This is a genomic window from Allobosea sp. CER48 (genome assembly GCF_044752385.1).
Classification (GTDB): domain Bacteria; phylum Pseudomonadota; class Alphaproteobacteria; order Rhizobiales; family Beijerinckiaceae; genus Allobosea.
Genome location: NZ_JBIWYK010000019.1, coordinates 1 through 16,103, shown reverse-complemented (window position 1 = coordinate 16,103; position 16,103 = coordinate 1). Strand labels below are relative to the sequence as shown.

The window sequence follows — 16,103 nt, the reverse complement described above, 5'->3', positions numbered from 1 at the left end:
GCTGGGTCTGCGCTATGAGGCGCTCGATCATATCGGCTGGAACCGGGTCGCGGCGGAAGCGGCGAACATCGCGCCGCCAGCGCAGCAATTCCTCGAACTGCCGGACGAATGCCTCGTCGAAGGCCGGTGCCTCGCTCACGCCGGGGCAGCCGTGGCGATGGCATGGAAGAACGACCCCGTGACCAGTCCGCGACGGCTGCCGGCCGGGGCAGGGGCCGAGCCATGCGGGTCCGTCACCAGGGCGAAGGGCGGATCGTCGCCTTGCGCGACGATGCTGGCATAGTGGAATTCGTGGCCGGTCAGTGCGGTGCCTGCGCGTCCGAGCGGGCCGTCGGCCTGCAGGACGGCGCGGCGATAGCCCAGGTTCATCTTGCGCCTGGCGAAGGAGGTCTCGACGGAGAGCAGGCCGGCCATCGCGTGGGCAACGCCGTCCGCATCGGTCAGGCTGCGCCCTAGGACCATGTAGCCCCCGCATTCGCCATGCACGAGGCGCGTCGCGGCGAAGGCGCGCAGGCCGTCGAGGAAGTTCGTTGCCGCCGCGATCGTGCCGGCATGGAGCTCGGGATAGCCGCCCGGCAGCCAGCAGGCGTCGCAATCGTCCAGCGGTGCCTCGTCGCGCAATGGCGAGAACGGCACGAGCTCCGCCCCCGCTGCGCGCCAGCCGGCCTCGACATGCGGATAGACGAAGGAGAAGGCGGCGTCGCGGGCGATGGCGATCCGCCGTCCGGGCGCGGCCAGCGGCAAGGCATCGCGATCGACCGGGCCCGGGAGGCGGGTTTCGCCCGCGGCCGCCATGACGGCGTCGAGGTCGATCGCGGCCGAGACGGCTTCCGCCAGAGCATCGAGCCTGGCGTGCAGATCGGCGGTCTCGCCCGCCTGGACCAGGCCGAGATGGCGCTCGGGCAGGATCAGGCTGGCCTCGCGCGGCAGCGCGCCGAGCACGGGCAGGCCGATGCGTTCCATGCCCTGCCGCACCAGCCGTTCATGCCGGGCGCTGGCGACCTTGTTGAGGATGACGCCGGCGACGCGGATGCGCGGGTCGTAGGCCTTGCAGCCGAGCGCGACCGCCGCCGCCGACTGCGCCTGCCCGGAGACGTCGATGACCAGCACGACCGGCCAGCCCGTCAGCGCGGCGACATCCGCGCTGGCGCCGGTGCGGCCTTCGGGCCCGGGCACGGCGTCGAACAGGCCCATCGAGCCCTCGGCGATGACGATGTCGGCTGCCTGCGTCGCCTCGCTCGCGATCCGCGCAAGCAGGCCGTCGGGCATGGCGTAGCTGTCGAGATTGGCGCTGGGGGCGCCCGTCGCGGCAGCGTGGAAGGCGGGGTCGATATAGTCGGGCCCGCATTTGAGCCCGCGCACCGTCAGGCCCCGGCGCGCCAGCGCGCGCTGCAGCCCGAGCGTGATCGTGGTCTTGCCCGAGCCGGAGCGCGGCGCGGCGACGAGCAGGCCGCGCGCGCTCACAGACCGCCTCCCGGCCGGAAGCGGCGATCGTAGTCGATGGAATAGAGCGCGCTTTCGTCGAAATCCTCGGCTGCCAGGGCGGGGCCGACCAGGATCAGCGCCGTGCGTTCGAGTTCGCTGGTGCGCACCTTTCCGGCGATATCGGCGAGCGTTCCCTGCAGCACGGTCTCGTCCGGCCATGTCGCACGGAAGACGACGGCCGCCGCGCACTCCGCGCCGTAGAAGGGGAGGAGTTCCGCCACGACCTGCTCGACGACATGAATCGAGAGATGGATGGCGAGCGTCGCGCCGGAGGCGGCGAAAGTCGCGAGCGTTTCCCTTTCCGGCATGGCCGAGGCGCGGCCCGATGTGCGCGTCAGCACCAGCGACTGCGCGACGCCCGGCAGGGTGAGTTCGCGCTTCAGCACGGCGGCCGCGGCTGCGAAGGCCGGCACGCCGGGAGTCACTGTATAGGGAATGCCTGATCGGTCGAGCCGCCGCATCTGCTCGCCGCAGGCACTCCAGATCGAAAGGTCGCCGGAATGCAGCCGCGCCACGTCCTGCCCGGCCAGATGCGCGGCTTCCATCTCGGCGATGATCGCATCGAGCGCGAGCGGGGCCGTGTCGACGATGCGGGCGCCGGGCGGGCACCAGCCCAGCATGACCTTGGGGATCAGCGATCCCGCATAGAGGCATACCGGGCAGGCGGCGATCAGGTCGCGCCCGCGCAAGGTGATCAGGTCGGGTGCGCCGGGGCCGGCGCCGATGAAGTGGATGGTCATGCGGAGTTCGGCTTCATGATGTCGTCCGGGCCAGCGCGCAGGTGACGCGCGCGGTCGCGATGCGCGGCTGCACCAGCCGGCCGCCGGGGCCAGCGGCTGCGAGGGCTGCCGCCTCGGCCACGGAGCCGACGCCGTAGAGCGAGGCGATGCGGGTCGAGCGTGTCGCGCAGGCCGCCTCGAAACCCTTCAGCGCTTCGTCGGGAATGGCGACGAGCTCGGCCGAGCGGTCGGCTGCGGCCGCGACCATGCCGGCCTCCCCGACACGGCTCGCGAGCGTGGCGAAGCGCGGGGTCTGCGCGCCCGACAATCCGGCGATCGCCAGCGCCTCGTCGAGGCAGGCGAGGATTTCGGCGGCCGCGGTGCCCGGCCTGATCCCGATGCCGGCGACGAGGCGTCCGGCGCTCAAGGCTTCTCCACCCGCCACTGCGTCACCGGCATCGCCGGGCGCCAGCCATGCTTGCCGCCGACCGGCGCGAGCCGGTCGATCGAGATGCGGCGCAGCGAGCCGCCATGCTCGGCATGGAGGGCAGCGAGCCTAGCCTCTCCCTCGATGGTGACGACGTTGGCGACGAGCCGCCCGCCGGATTTCAGCGCCGCCCAGGCCGCGTCGAACAGTCCTTCCTCCGTCAATCCGCCGCCGATGAAGATCGCGTCAGGCGCCTCGCGCCCGATGAAGCCGACCGGCGCCTCGCCGACGACCTCGACGGAGAGACCGCCGAGCTCGAGCTTGTTGCGCCTGATGCGCTCGGCCCGGTCCGGCCTGGCCTCGAAGGCGGTGGCGCGATTGCGGACGTGGCGCTGGCACCATTCGACGGCGATCGAGCCGGAGCCGGCGCCGACATCCCAGAGCAGCTCGCCGCCGCGCGGCGCCAGCGCCGAGAGGGTGATGGCGCGGATCTCCGACTTGGTGATCTGCCCGTCATGGGCGAACCACTCCTCGTCGAGCCCCGGCGCCAGCGGCAGGATACGCGAGTCATGGGTCGCGGCGACCTCGACGGCGATCAGGTTGAGGGGCACGACGTCATCGAGGGCGAAGGCATCGGCGCGGCTCTCGCGGATGCGCTCCTGCGGCCCTCCGAGCGATTCCATCACGACGATGCGGCTGGCGCCGAGCCCGCGCGCGGTCATGAGTTCCGCGACGGCGCGCGGCGTCGTCTCGTCCCAGGACAGCGCGAGGATGCGGGCGTCCGGCTGCAGATGCGGGACGATCCGGTAGAGCGTGCGGCCGTGCAGCGAGACCAGCGCGCATTCCTCCTGCGGCCAGCGCACCCGCGTGCAGGCCATCGAGAAGGAGGAGAGCTGCGGGATGATCCGCATTTCCGCTGCGGGGATCGCGCGGCTCAGGCTGTTGCCGATTCCGTAGTGGAACGGGTCGCTGGTCGCGAGTACGCAGACCTTGCGGCCGCGCTCCCTCAGGATCTGCGGCAGGGCGTTGCGGAACGGCTGCGGCCAGGGGCGCAGTTCGCCCGGCACGGAGCCGACCAGCGCGATGTGCCGCTCGCCACCGAAGACGATCTCGGCCTCGTTCAGCGCCGCCAGCGCCTCGCGGCAAAGCCCTGTGGAGCCGTCCTCGCCGAGGCCGATCAGCGAGAGCCAGGGCGCCGGTGCCTCGCCGCTCGACAGAACATCCGATTCACGCAAAACTGTCGACATGACCGTCCTCATCCTTGGCGGAACGAGCGAAGCTGCTGCGCTTGACCAGCTTCTCGCTGATCAGGCTCCCGATATCCGTGCCATTATCTCGCTGGCGGGGCGCACCGTCGATCCCCGGCCGACCAACCTGCCGGTCCGTATCGGCGGCTTCGGCGGCATCGATGGGCTGAGGCACTTTCTGGTCGAGGAGGGCATCGTCGCCGTCGTCGACGCGACGCATCCTTTCGCCGCGATCATGCCCTTCAATGCCGAGCATGCCTGCAAGGCGGAGGGCGTGCCACTGCTCGCGATCCGGCGCAATTCCTGGAAGCCGCGGGACGGCGATCGCTGGAAATCGGTGCCGGATATCGAGGCCGCCGTGCAGGCGCTGGGCGAGAAGCCGCGCCGTGTCTTCCTCACCGTCGGCCGGCTCGAGCTGCCGGCCTTCGCGGACGCTCCGCAGCATCGCTATCTCGTGCGTGCCATCGAGCCGATCGGCGATCGGCTGCCGGTGCCGCATGTCGACGTCATCCAGCAGCGGGGCCCCTTCGACACCGACGACGAGGAGGATCTGATGCGGCGCGAGGGCGTCGAACTCCTCGTCAGCAAGAACTCCGGTGGGCCGGCGACGGTCGGCAAGCTCGCGGCGGCGCGCCGGCTCTCCTTGCCGGTGATCATGGTCGAGCGGCCGCCCAAGCCCGATGTCGAGACAGTCGATCATATCGATCAGGTCCTGCCCTGGCTGGTGACGCACGGGCTCTTCGTCACCGAGCGCGGCGTGTAGACGTAGGGCGCTGCGCCCTCGCGCGCGATCAGCCGCGTGCTCGAAGCCCCGATCATCACGAGCGTGGCCATGTCGGCGGTGCTCGCGGCTTCAACAGCCTCCGCCAGCTTCAGCACGCGCAGGTCTTCGTCCGGCCGCCCAACGGCGCGGGCAAAGAGGACCGGTGTCGCAGCTTTACGATGCCTGGCCGCGAGCTCCAGCGCCTTGCCGAGCTGCCAGGGACGGGCCTTCGAGATCGGATTGTAGAGGCAGATCACCAGATCGGCGGCAAGCACGGCTTCGAGCCGCGCCGTCACGATCTCCCAGGGCTTGAGATTGTCCGAGAGCGAGATTGCGCAGAAATCGCCGCCGAGCGGGGCGCCGGCCCGCGCCGCTGCAGCCAGCATCGCGGTGATGCCGGGTTCGACCGTGATCGGAAGGGTGCGCCACCCCGCGGGACCGGTCTCCAGCGCCTCGAACACCGCCGCCGCCATGGCGAAGACGCCGGGGTCGCCGCCGGAAACGACCGCAACCGTCCGGCCTTCCGCCGCCAGTTGCAGGGCATGGGAGGCGCGCTCGACCTCGACGCGGTTGTCGGAGGCGTGCCTGGTCAGGCTCGTGCGTTCGGGCACCCGGTCGACATAGGGGCCGTAGCCGACGATATCCGTCGCGGCATCGAGCGCGGCTTGTGCGGCCGGCGTGATCCAGTCCGGCGTACCCGGGCCGAGCCCGACGATGGTGAGGGAGCCCGTCACAGCCGCCGTCCTTCGCCGGGCACCAGAACCATCGCGAAATAGGGCGCCTCGTCATCGACCTTGTCGCTGAGCCGCGCCACGACCTGCCGTGCCATCGTCGCGCGCTCGACATAGATCGCGCGCCCTTCCAGCCCGGCGGCGACAAGCGCGCGGCGCACCTTCGGCAGGTTGCGGCCGAGCTTCATGATCACGGCGGCGTCGGTGTCCGCGAGCCGTCGCGCCAGCTCCGCCTCCGGCAGCGTGCCGGGCAGCACGGTCATCACGTCGTCGCCCCAGGTGATCGGCGCGCCGGCCTCGCCCCAGGCGCCGGTCATGCCGGTGACGCCGGGCACCACCTCGGTCGGGAAACGATGCGAAAGGCGCCGCCACAGATGCATGAAGGAGCCGTAGAAGAACGGGTCGCCGTCGCAGAGCACGGCGAGCGTCCGCCCGGCCTGCATCTCCGCGGCCAGACGCTCCGCCGCCTCCTCGTAGAAGGCCGCGATCGGCCCGTCATAGTCGGGCTCGCCGACGCTGGCCTCGATCGTGACGGGGAAGGCGAGCTCGATTTCGCGGGCCGGATCGGGCGCGATGATGGCATCGGCTGTGCCGCGGGCATTGCCGCGCCTGCCGCGCTTGCAGAAATGCACCAGCCGGTCGGCCGTCGTGATGATCTCCCGCGCCCTGACCGTCATCAGGTCAGGAGCGCCGGGGCCGAGCCCGACGCCATAGAGCAGGGTCTTTTGCATCCCGCTCACGGCGCTATTCCCTGTCCTGGGCGAGGGCATTGACGGCGGCTGCCGCCATGGCCGAGCCGCCGCGCCGTCCATGCACGACGACGAAGGGCACGCGTCCGTCCCGGGCGAGCGCCTCCTTCGACTCCGCCGCGCCGACGAAGCCGACGGGAATGCCGATCACGGCGGCCGGTTCCGGCGCACCGGCATCGAGCATTTCGAGCAGGCGGAACAGCGATGTCGGCGCATTGCCGATCACGACGACGGAGCCTGCGAGCCGCGGCTTCCAGAGCTCCATCGCCGCGGCGGAACGGGTCGTGCCCATTGCGGTGGCCAGCGCCGGAACCTGCGGATCGTCGAGGGTGCAGATCACGTCGTTGCCGGCAGGCAGCCGCGCGCGCGTCACGCCGTTGGCGACCATCTTGGCATCGCAGAGGATCGGCGCGCCGCTGCGGAGCGCGGCCTGCGCGGCCTCGGCGAAACCGGCGGATATCTCGATGTCGCCCGGCAGGTCGGTCATGCCGCAGGCGTGGATCATGCGCACGACGACGCGCTCGGCGGCGCCGCTGAAACGGGAGAGGTCGGCTTCCGCACGGATGATGCCGAAGGAGCGCTCATAGATCGCAGCCCCGTCCTGAATGTAGTCGTATGCCCTGCTCAACCGCGCGGTCCTGTTGGGCGCGCGGCCTTCGCCAGTCGCGCGTGAATGTCCTGTCCCGGCTGCAATCGCGCCAGGAGCGTCGAAAGGTCAAGCGTCGCGACCGGCTTGTCCCGCGTCGTGCCGCCCGGCACGACGTCATAGAGCCCGTTGCGCCCGACCAGGGTGAGGTCTGCCGCGCTCGGATGGGCGCAGGCCTTGACGCAGCCGGAGACATGCATCGTCGCGCCCCGCGCGAGCAGATCCGCCACAGCTTCGGCCAGCCTGGCCGCGTCCGTCATGGTCGGCGCTTCGGCACGCGAGCAGGCGGGGCTGCCGGCGCAGGCCTGAACGGAGAGACGAGGATCGTCGTCGCGCGTTATCAGCCCCAGACCGGCCGCCAGCGTCATCAGCCGTTCGGCATCGGCACGCCGGAGATCGCGGAAGACGAGGCCGCGCCAGGGCGAGAGCCGGATATCGGCTGCGTTCGTGCCGAGATCGGCGCCGAGTGCGTCGAGCACGGCCGCGCTGCAACGGCCGAAGGGGAGGCCGACCGCAGCCGCGAACCGGTCTGCGTCCCGGGCGAAAAGCCCCGCGCGCCGGGCCGGAGGCCGCCGAGGCGGAGCCGGGACTTCGGGAAGGGCGCTCAGCTCGGCCAGCGTCGCGGAAGGGAGATCGCGCAGGCGGCGGATGCGCTCGGGATCGGCACTGCGCAGCCGGGCGAAGCCGCACAGCACGGCCTCGATCGCCTTGATGGCCTCGTCTGCGGAGAGAGGGCCGTGCCAGAGGCGATCGGCAAGGCACAGGGCCAGCCTTCCAGCGCCGATGCCGACGAGCCGGATATCGCCGGCAAAGCCGTCGAGTGTCTGCGCACTGCCATCGTCTATGACGGCGCAGAGCTTGGCCGGGAGGCCGGGGATCGTGCGGGCAATGCGTTCGATCTGCTCTGCGAGGGCGGCGGCGTCGACGAGAGCTCCCGGCTGGCCGGCGGCCAGCGGCGAGACGAGCGTGAGGCGCTGCGGCCCGTCGCCCTCATGCTCGTCGACGAGATGCTCCGCCAGCAGCCGCTCGACCAGGGCCGGATGGCTTTCGGCGGTCACGCCGCGGATCTGGAGATTGGCGCGCGCCGAAATCTCGATCAGCCCGTTGCCATGCTCTGCGGCCAGCGCCGCGATGCGCCGCAACTGCTCCGGGCTCAGCCTTGCGCGGGGCGGATGCAGGCGTACGAGCCAGCCGTCGCCTGTCTCCATCGGCTTCAGCGTGCTCGGGCACCAGCCGCGCCGCAGCGCTTCTTGTCCGGCTTGCGGAGAATCCTGCCGCAAGGCGCTCATTCCGCCGCCTCCCGCGCCAGGAAGGCGCCGACCGAGTTGCGCCGGCTGGTCCACAAGCCCCGTCGCGACGCTTCCGCCAGCCGCGCGCGGATCGAAGCGGCGGCCGAGCCGTTGGCAGCCTCGAGAGCGGCCCAGATCTGAGGATCGGCGCAATAGGCCTGGAAGACGGCGTCGAACAGCCCGTCCGCGACCGCGTCGGTGCTGGCGGCGAAGACGAAGAGCGTGTCTACCGCCTCGGCCAGTTCCGCCGCGCCGCGCCAGCCATGGGCGATCTGGGAGGCGATCCAGCGCGGATGTGTCAGCCGGCCATGGACGATGCGGGCGATATCTTCGGCCAGCGTGCGCGCCTTCGGTGTCTCCGGGTTCGAGCTGTCGAGGCTGTAGAGCGCCGGATCGGCCCCCAGTGCTCTTGCCGCCGCCGCCAGTCCGCCGATGACGTCGGCGGCGCTGCTGGCTTCGAGGATGTCGCGCCCGGCGGTGTCGCTGACATGGATGAAGGCGTCGGAGGTTCTGATGCGATCGGCGAATCCTGCATCGATCGCAGCGTCGCCCTCGGGGCCGCCATAGGCGTGGCCCGAGGCGGCGAGATAGGCCGCACCCAAGTCCTCGCGGTGCGTCCAGTCGCCGTCGAGCGCGCGGTCTGCCATGGCGGCGCCATAGCGGCCGGGTGCCGCGCCGAAGATGCGGGCGCCATCCTCGCCGCGGCGACGGGCGGCCGCAGGCTCGTTCCACTCGTCCGGCTCGTCCAGCGCGGCCACGGCCCGCGCGGCCCGATCGATCAGCGCGATCTGCCCGGGAAACGTGTCGCGGAACGTGCCTGAAATCCGCACGGTCACGTCGAGACGGGGATAGGAGAGCTTCGGCTGCGGGATGATGCTGAAGCCGGTGACGCGGGTAGAGGCATTGTCCCAGAGCGGCTCGACGCCCAGCAGCGTCAGCGCATGGGCGATGTCCTCGCCGCCCGAGCGCAAGGTCGGCGAGGCCCAGAGATCCATGACGACCCGGCGGGGGTGGTCGCCATGGTCCTGCAGATGGCGCGAGACCACCGCCTGTGCCGCCAACTTTCCGAGCCGTGCCGCCGCCCGCGTCGGAATCGCGCGCGGATCGAGCGTCGAGAGATTGCGCCCGGTAGGCAGCACGTCCGGCCGGCCGCGATGCGGAGCGCCGGCCGGGCCGGGCGGAACGAAGCGGCCATCGAGCGCGCGCAGCAGGTTCGCGCGCTCGTTGCGGGCGGAGGCCGGGTCGGCGTCCGACTGGCCGAAGATGTGGAGGCCCTCGCGGAAGGGCAGCTCGGCGATGTCGCAGAGATGGGCGTCGAGCCGCGTCAGCGCCTCGCTCATCTCCATTCCCGGTTCGACGCCGCAGGACGTGGCAAGCCCGCTCGCCTCGGCACGAGCCCGGATCTCGGCGGCGACGATATCGGCCCGGCGCGGATCGAGGACCTGCGCCTGCGAGAATTCCTCGACAAGGTCCCGCAACAGGGCGGTTTCGCCGGCGGCGTCCGTTTCGGCGATCGGCGGCGGCAGATGGCCGAGCGTGATGGCCGAGAGCCGGCGCTTGGCCGGCGCGGCTTCGCCGGGATCGTCGACCACATAGGGATAGATCACCGGCACGTTGCCGATGGCGAGCCGCGGCCAGCAGCCGGCCGAAAGCGCCACCGCCTTGCCCGGCAGCCACTCCGTGGTGCCATGCGTGCCGAGATGGATCAGCGCGTCGATGGCCTCGGTCTGCCGCAGGGCGAGGTAGAAGGCGAGGTAACCATGGCCCGGCGGGGCATCGGGGTCGTGATAGCGCGCCTTGCGGTCGGGCGTGGGGTCACGCGGCGGCTGCAAGGCGATGGTCAGCTGGCCGGAACGGGCGGCCCGGTACTGGAAGGCGCCGTCGCGGCAGGACGGGTCGTCTTCCGGCGCGCCATGGGCGACCAGCAATGTCTCGCGGGCGGCGGCGGGGAGGGTTGCGAGCCAGTTGCGATAGGGCGCGAGCGGAAGGCTCAGCCCGGACGGTCCCGCCGTGAGGGCGGCCATCAGTGCCTGGCCATCCAGCGCGGACGCTTCAACTCCGTAGCCGGCTTCGGCCAGCATCTCCCGGATCGACCCCACACTCGCCGGCGTGTCGAGCCCGACCGCGAATCCGGCGCGGCCGCCGCGCGCAGGATAGTCCGACATCACCAGCGCCAGCTTGCGCCGGGCCGCCGGCTTGCGTGTCAGCGCGATCCAGCCTTCGGCAAGATCGGCCAGTGTGGCGATGCCGTCGGGATCGGGCATCAGCCGGCGGATGGAAAGGCCCGTCGCCGCGTCGGTCTCTTCCGCCTTGAAGGCGACGGGAATCGCGCCAATGCGTCCGTCGAATTCGGGCAGCGCCACCTGCATGGCGAGATCGGCAGCCGACAGCCCGCGCGGCGAAGATACCCAGGCTTCGCGCGGGCTGCCGACCGGTACAGCCTGCAGGATCGGGCAATCTGCGCCGTCGAGCACGAAATCCGCGCCCTCGCGGGCGGAGAAGGCGGTGGTCGTGACGATTAGCGCCGGCCTGCGCGTCGCGATCAGCGCGGCGAGTTCGGCTGTGGCGGCAGGGTCCTTCAGGCTGGCGAGCGCAAGCGGCAGCGGGCCGAGGTGGCGCGCGGTCAGCGCGGCCGCGATCGCCTCGCCCATGGCCGTATCGCCAGCCGCGACGCCTGAGCGATAAAGCAGGATCGGAACAAGCGGCCGGCCAGCAGGCAAGGCGGCCAGCGCCTCGTTCCATGGCAGCGGAGCACCACCGTTGCCGAGCGCGAAGAGAGGCGGCAACGGGAGGGGCGCAAGCCCCGCGGTTTGGGCGGTCTGCGCCAGATAGCCTTCGATACGACCGAGCAGGCGCCGCATGTTCTCGGCGCCGCCGCCGGCCTGGAAATAGGCCAGTAGCTCGCCCGCCAAGGCTGCAGGCACGGTGGCATGATCGCCGAGCCTCGGATCGTCGCGCTCGTCGCCGGGCAAGATGGCGAGCGGGATGCCGCGCGCGCGGCAGGCGATGCCGAGCTGCTCGATGCCGTAGCGCCAGTAGTCGAGACCGCCGAGGCAACGCAGCACCACGAAGCGGCAATGCGCCGCCGTCTTCTCGATCAGGAAATCGACCGAGAGCGGGTGCTTCAAGCGTCGGAGCGGCGCGAGCCGCACCGACAGATTTCCGCCCCCTGCCGCCACCGCCAGCGCCGAAAGGTCGCTGTCGGTGAAGGACAGGACGAGCACGTCTCCCGGAGGCAGCGCGAGATCGACGGCGTCCTCGCCGTCGTCGAGCCTGATCTCGCTGGTCGGGAGAAGGTGCATCGGTCGATGTTACGCCCCCGCGATGGCCGCTTCCACGGCCTTGAGGTCGAAGCCCTTGAGGCCGATCACGGTCAGGCGCCCGTCGCGCGTCTCGGCTGCGCCCCAGGGCCGGTCGAAATGATGGCCCACGCGCCGGCCGACGCCCTGCACGACGAGGCGCATCGGCTTGCCCGGCACGGCGGTGAAGCCCTTGAGCCGCAGCACGCCCTCGGCCTCGGCGGCCTTGGCGACGCGGGCCGACAACTCCTCCGGCGTCAGGCCCGCCGGCAAAGGCACGGCGACCGAGTCGAAATCGTCATGGTCGTGATCGTGCTCGCCCTCGCCGTGATGCGACGGGCGGGCGGCGAGGTCGCTCTCGGCCGCGGCGCCTAGGCCGACGATCAGGGCCGGCTCGACCTTGCCATGGGCGGTCTCGACGATCTTGATCGCCTTCGGCAGATGCTCGGCGATCTCGGCCTTGACCCGCGCGCGGCCGGCCTCGTCGACGAGGTCGCTCTTGTTGAGCAGGATGAGATCCGCGCAGAGGATCTGGTCCTCGAACACCTCCTCCAGCGGGTTGTCGTGCTCGACCGAGGCGTCTGCGGCCTTCTGCGCCGCGAGCGCCTCGGGATCATCGGCGAACTGGCCTTCGGCAACCGCAGGGCCGTCGACCACGGCGATGACGCCGTCGACCGTGACGCGCGAGCGGATCGCCGGCCAGTTGAAGGCGGTGACGAGCGGCTTCGGCAAAGCGAGGCCCGAAGTCTCGATCAGGATGTGCTCGGGCGGGTTCGGGCGGTTGAGCAGCTTCTCCAGCGCCGGCACGAAATCGTCGGCGACGGTGCAGCAGATGCAGCCGTTCGGCAGCTCGACGACATCCTCGTCGCTGCAGCCGGCGATGCCGCAGCCTTTCAGGAACTCGCCGTCGAAGCCGAGATCGCCGAATTCGTTGACCAGCACGGCGAGCTTCTTGCCCTGCGCATTCTCGAGGAGATGGCGCACCAGCGTCGTTTTCCCGGCGCCGAGGAAGCCGGTGATGATCGTGCAGGGGGTCTTGCCCAGATTGGCGGTCTGCGGAGCGTTCATGATGTCATCCTTGCTGGCGCGCCGGCAAAGGCGGCACGCGCGCGACCACGCCCTTGCGGAAGGACTGCGGCCGCTCTTTCCAGGGAACGATGCCGTTGGCGCTGGCGGCATAGGCCTCCGCCGCGCCGACGATCTCGTCGAGATGGGTGTCGGTGTCGAGATCGCCGATCAGATAGGTCCATTTGCCGTCGGCGCTGAGCGCGATGGTGCAGGGCCGCTTGCAGACGGCGAGGCATTCGACGGGCAGCACGGGGATCGTGCTGCCCTTGGCTGCGAGCTGCGCGGCGAGACGTTCCGCGAGCGCGAGTCCCGGCTGGTCGTAGCCCTCCGGGAGATCGGCGCGTGCGCGGCGGCAGGCCGTGCAGACATGGATGGTGAGGTCGCCCTCGGACATGGCTTGCCTTTCGCGCGGAGCCCGCAGGCTCCGCTCTCCTCAGGCCGCGGTTGCGCGCCGATTGGCCCAGGGCCAGAGCACGCCGACCATGAAGGCGGTCGCCAGCCAGAGCGCGGCCTGGATGCCGAGCGAGAGCGCCGCGAAATGGGCGGCGACCTCGGCCGGCACCTTGCTCTCCGGCGCCGCCGGATGCGGAGCGCCGATCACATGCGGCAGCAGGAGCACGACGACGGCGAGCAGCTTGAGCCAGGGCTGGTCGAAGCGCAGGAACAGGAAGAGCCCGAGCCCGGTCGCGATCGCGGTGACGAGCCACCAGAACTGCCGCTGCTCCAGCGCCGCGGACGCCGCGCCCGGCAATTCCGGCGCGAGCCCCATCGCAGGCGCGAGCCCGAGGGCAAGGAACCCGCAGGCGCCCCAGACCAGCGCGCTGCGCTGGTCGATCGTGTCGCCGGCCGCGATCATGCCGGCGAGCAGCAGCGCCGCGAAGCCGATGGCGGTCGCGATCGTCACCGCGCTGGTGAAGAGCGTCCGCTGGAAGCCGTCCTGCGGCTTCCATTCGGCATGCTCGTGGCCGGGCGCGTCGCCGGCCGGGCCATGTGCGAGGATGATCCGGGCCTCGCCGTCGAATGCGGCAAGCGTCGGCGCCTTCAGCGCGAGCGCCGCCTCATAGGTCTCAGCCTTGAGGATCAGCGGCGTGGTGGTGACATGCTGGAGGGCCGCGACGATGAGCCCAGCCAGAAGCCCGGCCAGGATGCTGACCGTGAGGACACGCGTAATCATGGGGTGCTTCCCTCAGTGGCAGGGGAAGGCGAGGCCGTGGCGGGTATCGTGCGCGGCGTTGTGGACGTTCGACGAGGCCGCGAAGCCGGTGGTGTAGATCAGCGCGACGCCGACGATCAGCGCGGCGGCGACAGCCTTGACGCGTTCGGAGACGCTGAGCTGGGTGGTGGAAACCGAAACGGTGTTCATTGGGCTCTCCGTGGCCGCCCCGCCGGCAGCCGGTTGGATCTCTGCGGGTCGACGGCAGGTCTCCTGGCTCGCGGATTTGGCGCCCCGTGCCGCCTTCCCGGAGCACGCGCTCCAGTGGCCGATGGCGAAGGACATCCGCTTACAGTTGCGGGGGCAGCCGCGGCATTGGGCCAAGCAAGCCCGCACCGCGTTCCCTTTTCACCTCCTCGCGGAGGCACCGTCAGCGGCGATCATTAGCCTTCGGCGTGCCGCTGTGCAATGCAAAGGGCATGACATCCGTGTGCTCTCATCCTGAGGAGCCGCGTCGGCGGCGTCTCGAAGGATGCTCCAGATGGCTCCGGAGCCTCCTGGAACGTCTTTCGAGACGCGCCTGACGGCGCTCCTCAGGATGAGGCTCAGGAAAAGCAGCGGATACGATGCCGAACGACATTCCCCATCTCACTCTCGTCCTCGGCGGCGCGCGCTCGGGCAAGAGCCGCCATGCGGAGGCATTGATCGAGGCCCTGCCGGCGCCCTGGACCTACATCGCCACCGCGCAGGCCTATGACGACGAGATGCGGGTGCGCATCGCCGAGCACCGCGCCCGCCGGCCCTCGGGCTGGCAGACGGTCGACGCACCGCTGGAGCTCGCGGAGGCCATCGAGGCTCAACCGGCCGGCCGGCCGATCCTGGTCGACTGCCTTACGCTCTGGTTGACCAATCTCATCCTTGCGGAGCGCGACACCGTCGCTGGGCGGGAGGCCCTCATCGCCGCTTGCGATCGTGCCTCCGCCCCGCTCGTGCTTGTCGGCAACGAGGTCGGCCTCGGCATCGTGCCGGAGAACGCGCTGGCCCGCCGCTTCCGCGACGAGGCCGGGCGATTGCATCAGGCGCTTGCGGCGCGCGCCGCCCACGTGGTCTTCATGGTCGCCGGATTGCCGATGCGAGTGAAATGATGACCGACGCCGAAGATGCCGCCCGCCACAGGGCGAAGATGGAGAAGCGCAAGGCGGTTCAGGACGCCGAGGTCGCTTCCAAGACGCTCGAGAAGGGGTTGCTCATCGTCAATACCGGCCCCGGCAAGGGCAAGTCGACGGCCGCCTTCGGCCTGATCCTCAGGGCGCTCGGCCATGGCTGGCGCATCGGCGTGGTGCAGTTCATCAAGGGGGCCTGGTCGACCGGCGAGCGCAAGGCGCTGGAAGCCTTCGGCGATCAGGTGAGCTGGCACAGCATGGGCGAAGGCTTCACCTGGGAGACGCAGGACAAGGCCCGCGACATCGCTGCGGCCGAGCGCGCCTTCGCCAAGGCGCGGGAGTTGATTGCCGATCCGGAGATCCGGCTGCTCGTGCTCGACGAGCTCAACATCGCCCTGCGCTACGATTATCTGCCGCTCGCCGAGGTCGTCGCGACGCTGGCCGCCCGCCGCCCCGACCTGCACATCGTCGTCACCGGCCGCAACGCCAAACCCGAGCTCATCGAGGCTGCGGACCTCGTCACGGAGATGACGCTGGTGAAGCACCACTTCGCCGCCGGCGTGAAGGCGCAGGAAGGCATCGAGTTCTAGCGCGGTTCCCTGCCGGCGTGGTTTGGCCCGACCGGAACGAACGCGATCGTCCCTCATGCGTTCAGGCCCTCGATCATCGTTTGCGAGGGTGGGCCATGGAAGGTTTTATCGGAGCGGAGCTGGATCTGCTGCTCAGGTTGCTGGCAGGGATGGCGGCCGGCATCGTCGTGGGCTGGGAACGGACCAACAAGCAGCGCGCAGCCGGGATTCGCACCTTCGGCCTGGTCGGGCTGGGAACGGCGGCCGCCGCGACGATCTTCAGCGAGCCGCACGAGGCCGATGCCGCGAGCCGCGTCGTCCAGGGGTTGCTGACCGGGATAGGCTTCCTTGGTGCCGGCGTGATCGTCCTGCGCCGAGGCCATTCGACGCCGACGGGCCTGACGACGGCCGCGGCCATATGGGTCACCGCTGCGCTCGGCTGCGCCGCGGGGCTCGGCGATCACGCCATCGTGCTGTCGGCGACGCTCCTCGCGCTCGTCCTGCTCGCCATCGATCATTCGATCGAGCGCTGGGCCGGCCGCGGCGGAGCGGCGGGTTCCAGCGGAGCGCCGCCTTCCTGAATGCCTGGCGCCGTCGCGGATCCCGACAGCGGAGCCCGGCCGTGCGCTCCGGAGGCAACCTCGCCCGCAGCCCGCCCTGCGGAGGCAGGGGCCCGGCGATCACGACATCCTGCTGTCGGCGCCGCTCGTCGCGCTCGTCCTGCTCGCCATCGGTCATTCTTCCCTGAGCACGCGCTTCAGCACCTTCCCCGAGGGGTTGCGCGGCAACGCCTCC

At 70.8% G+C, this 16,103-nt stretch carries 17 protein-coding genes and 1 riboswitch; of the genes, 4 read left to right on the top strand and 13 right to left on the bottom strand.

What is annotated here, in order from left to right; genetic code table 11:
* Positions 1 to 135 precede the first annotated feature (135 nt).
* The 4 genes from ACIPIA_RS01835 to cbiE are packed head-to-tail and all read right to left on the bottom strand — an operon-like array spanning position 136 to position 3,878.
* Complete coding sequence (locus ACIPIA_RS01835; protein ID WP_400506098.1) at positions 136 to 1,464, bottom strand: cobyrinate a,c-diamide synthase; 1,329 nt, start codon at positions 1,462 to 1,464, stop codon at positions 136 to 138.
* Positions 1,461 to 2,225 (bottom strand): precorrin-4 C(11)-methyltransferase, encoded by a 765-nt coding sequence (cobM, locus tag ACIPIA_RS01830; protein ID WP_400506096.1) that lies wholly within the window; start codon positions 2,223 to 2,225, stop codon positions 1,461 to 1,463. Before cobM ends, ACIPIA_RS01835 begins: the two co-directional genes overlap by 4 nt.
* Positions 2,226 to 2,238: 13 nt before the next feature.
* Positions 2,239 to 2,631, bottom strand: coding sequence for a cobalamin biosynthesis protein (locus tag ACIPIA_RS01825; protein ID WP_400506094.1), 393 nt, complete (start codon positions 2,629 to 2,631; stop codon positions 2,239 to 2,241).
* A complete protein-coding gene (gene cbiE, locus ACIPIA_RS01820) occupies positions 2,628 to 3,878 on the bottom strand; it encodes a precorrin-6y C5,15-methyltransferase (decarboxylating) subunit CbiE (protein WP_400506092.1) in 1,251 nt (416 codons plus the stop codon). The genes ACIPIA_RS01825 and cbiE overlap by 4 nt, the downstream gene beginning before the upstream one ends.
* Between cbiE and ACIPIA_RS01815 the strand changes: the two genes are divergently transcribed.
* On the top strand, positions 3,877 to 4,641 hold the full coding sequence (locus ACIPIA_RS01815; RefSeq protein WP_400506090.1) for a cobalt-precorrin-6A reductase: 765 nt from the start codon (positions 3,877 to 3,879) through the stop codon (positions 4,639 to 4,641). The two genes, cbiE and ACIPIA_RS01815, sit on opposite strands and share 2 nt — an antisense overlap.
* Here the strand turns inward: ACIPIA_RS01815 and cobJ are convergent.
* Genes cobJ through ACIPIA_RS01770 form a run of 9 tightly spaced genes read right to left on the bottom strand, consistent with a single transcriptional unit; the run spans position 4,584 to position 13,786 of the window.
* Complete coding sequence (cobJ, locus tag ACIPIA_RS01810; RefSeq protein ID WP_400506088.1) at positions 4,584 to 5,375, bottom strand: precorrin-3B C(17)-methyltransferase; 792 nt, start codon at positions 5,373 to 5,375, stop codon at positions 4,584 to 4,586. The genes ACIPIA_RS01815 and cobJ overlap by 58 nt on opposite strands.
* Positions 5,372 to 6,103 (bottom strand): precorrin-2 C(20)-methyltransferase, encoded by a 732-nt coding sequence (locus ACIPIA_RS01805; protein WP_400506100.1) that lies wholly within the window; start codon positions 6,101 to 6,103, stop codon positions 5,372 to 5,374. Before ACIPIA_RS01805 ends, cobJ begins: the two co-directional genes overlap by 4 nt.
* 13 nt (positions 6,104 to 6,116) lie before the next feature.
* On the bottom strand, positions 6,117 to 6,749 hold the full coding sequence (locus ACIPIA_RS01800; RefSeq protein WP_400506087.1) for a precorrin-8X methylmutase: 633 nt from the start codon (positions 6,747 to 6,749) through the stop codon (positions 6,117 to 6,119).
* Positions 6,746 to 8,056, bottom strand: coding sequence for a precorrin-3B synthase (gene cobG, locus ACIPIA_RS01795; protein ID WP_400506085.1), 1,311 nt, complete (start codon positions 8,054 to 8,056; stop codon positions 6,746 to 6,748). The genes ACIPIA_RS01800 and cobG overlap by 4 nt, the downstream gene beginning before the upstream one ends.
* Positions 8,053 to 11,358 (bottom strand): cobaltochelatase subunit CobN, encoded by a 3,306-nt coding sequence (cobN, locus tag ACIPIA_RS01790; RefSeq protein ID WP_400506084.1) that lies wholly within the window; start codon positions 11,356 to 11,358, stop codon positions 8,053 to 8,055. The genes cobG and cobN overlap by 4 nt, the downstream gene beginning before the upstream one ends.
* 9 nt (positions 11,359 to 11,367) lie before the next feature.
* Positions 11,368 to 12,423: a cobalamin biosynthesis protein CobW gene (gene cobW, locus ACIPIA_RS01785; RefSeq protein ID WP_400506082.1), complete on the bottom strand. Its 1,056-nt coding sequence runs from the start codon at positions 12,421 to 12,423 to the stop codon at positions 11,368 to 11,370.
* A 4-nt stretch (positions 12,424 to 12,427) separates the two neighbouring features.
* The gene (locus ACIPIA_RS01780) at positions 12,428 to 12,817 is read right to left on the bottom strand and encodes a DUF1636 domain-containing protein (protein ID WP_336814002.1); all 390 of its coding nucleotides are present in this window, start codon (positions 12,815 to 12,817) and stop codon (positions 12,428 to 12,430) included.
* 39 nt (positions 12,818 to 12,856) lie between these two features.
* Positions 12,857 to 13,597: a CbtA family protein gene (locus ACIPIA_RS01775; RefSeq protein WP_400506080.1), complete on the bottom strand. Its 741-nt coding sequence runs from the start codon at positions 13,595 to 13,597 to the stop codon at positions 12,857 to 12,859.
* Positions 13,598 to 13,609: 12 nt separating this feature from the next.
* Positions 13,610 to 13,786: a CbtB domain-containing protein gene (locus ACIPIA_RS01770; RefSeq protein ID WP_400506078.1), complete on the bottom strand. Its 177-nt coding sequence runs from the start codon at positions 13,784 to 13,786 to the stop codon at positions 13,610 to 13,612.
* A 36-nt stretch (positions 13,787 to 13,822) separates the two neighbouring features.
* A riboswitch (cobalamin riboswitch) is annotated at positions 13,823 to 14,022 on the bottom strand.
* Positions 14,023 to 14,202: 180 nt separating this feature from the next.
* Between ACIPIA_RS01770 and cobU the strand changes: the two genes are divergently transcribed.
* The 3 genes from cobU to ACIPIA_RS01755 all read left to right on the top strand — a co-directional run bounded on the left by cobU (position 14,203) and on the right by ACIPIA_RS01755 (position 15,889).
* Positions 14,203 to 14,721, top strand: a complete 519-nt coding sequence (cobU, locus tag ACIPIA_RS01765) for a bifunctional adenosylcobinamide kinase/adenosylcobinamide-phosphate guanylyltransferase (protein ID WP_400506076.1) — start codon at positions 14,203 to 14,205, stop codon at positions 14,719 to 14,721.
* Positions 14,721 to 15,329 carry a cob(I)yrinic acid a,c-diamide adenosyltransferase gene (cobO, locus tag ACIPIA_RS01760; RefSeq protein ID WP_400506075.1) on the top strand — a complete coding sequence of 203 codons (609 nt, stop codon included), beginning with the start codon at positions 14,721 to 14,723 and terminating at the stop codon, positions 15,327 to 15,329. Before cobU ends, cobO begins: the two co-directional genes overlap by 1 nt.
* A gap of 95 nt (positions 15,330 to 15,424) precedes the next feature.
* Positions 15,425 to 15,889 carry an MgtC/SapB family protein gene (locus tag ACIPIA_RS01755; RefSeq protein ID WP_400506073.1) on the top strand — a complete coding sequence of 155 codons (465 nt, stop codon included), beginning with the start codon at positions 15,425 to 15,427 and terminating at the stop codon, positions 15,887 to 15,889.
* Positions 15,890 to 16,103 lie beyond the last annotated feature (214 nt).

Bases quoted from the DNA above. Each gene is read 5' to 3' on its own strand.
- ACIPIA_RS01775 (WP_400506080.1), bottom strand. From the start codon at position 13,597: ATGATTACGCGTGTCCTCACGGTCAGCATCCTGGCCGGGCTTCTGGCT.
- cobG (WP_400506085.1), bottom strand. From the start codon at position 8,056: ATGAGCGCCTTGCGGCAGGATTCTCCGCAAGCCGGACAAGAAGCGCTG.
- cobM (WP_400506096.1), bottom strand. From the start codon at position 2,225: ATGACCATCCACTTCATCGGCGCCGGCCCCGGCGCACCCGACCTGATC.
- cobN (WP_400506084.1), bottom strand. From the start codon at position 11,358: ATGCACCTTCTCCCGACCAGCGAGATCAGGCTCGACGACGGCGAGGAC.
- ACIPIA_RS01805 (WP_400506100.1), bottom strand. From the start codon at position 6,103: ATGCAAAAGACCCTGCTCTATGGCGTCGGGCTCGGCCCCGGCGCTCCT.
- ACIPIA_RS01780 (WP_336814002.1), bottom strand. From the start codon at position 12,817: ATGTCCGAGGGCGACCTCACCATCCATGTCTGCACGGCCTGCCGCCGC.
- cobU (WP_400506076.1), top strand. From the start codon at position 14,203: ATGCCGAACGACATTCCCCATCTCACTCTCGTCCTCGGCGGCGCGCGC.
- ACIPIA_RS01755 (WP_400506073.1), top strand. From the start codon at position 15,425: ATGGAAGGTTTTATCGGAGCGGAGCTGGATCTGCTGCTCAGGTTGCTG.
- cobW (WP_400506082.1), bottom strand. From the start codon at position 12,423: ATGAACGCTCCGCAGACCGCCAATCTGGGCAAGACCCCCTGCACGATC.
- ACIPIA_RS01770 (WP_400506078.1), bottom strand. From the start codon at position 13,786: ATGAACACCGTTTCGGTTTCCACCACCCAGCTCAGCGTCTCCGAACGC.
- ACIPIA_RS01815 (WP_400506090.1), top strand. From the start codon at position 3,877: ATGACCGTCCTCATCCTTGGCGGAACGAGCGAAGCTGCTGCGCTTGAC.
- cobO (WP_400506075.1), top strand. From the start codon at position 14,721: ATGACCGACGCCGAAGATGCCGCCCGCCACAGGGCGAAGATGGAGAAG.
- cbiE (WP_400506092.1), bottom strand. From the start codon at position 3,878: ATGTCGACAGTTTTGCGTGAATCGGATGTTCTGTCGAGCGGCGAGGCA.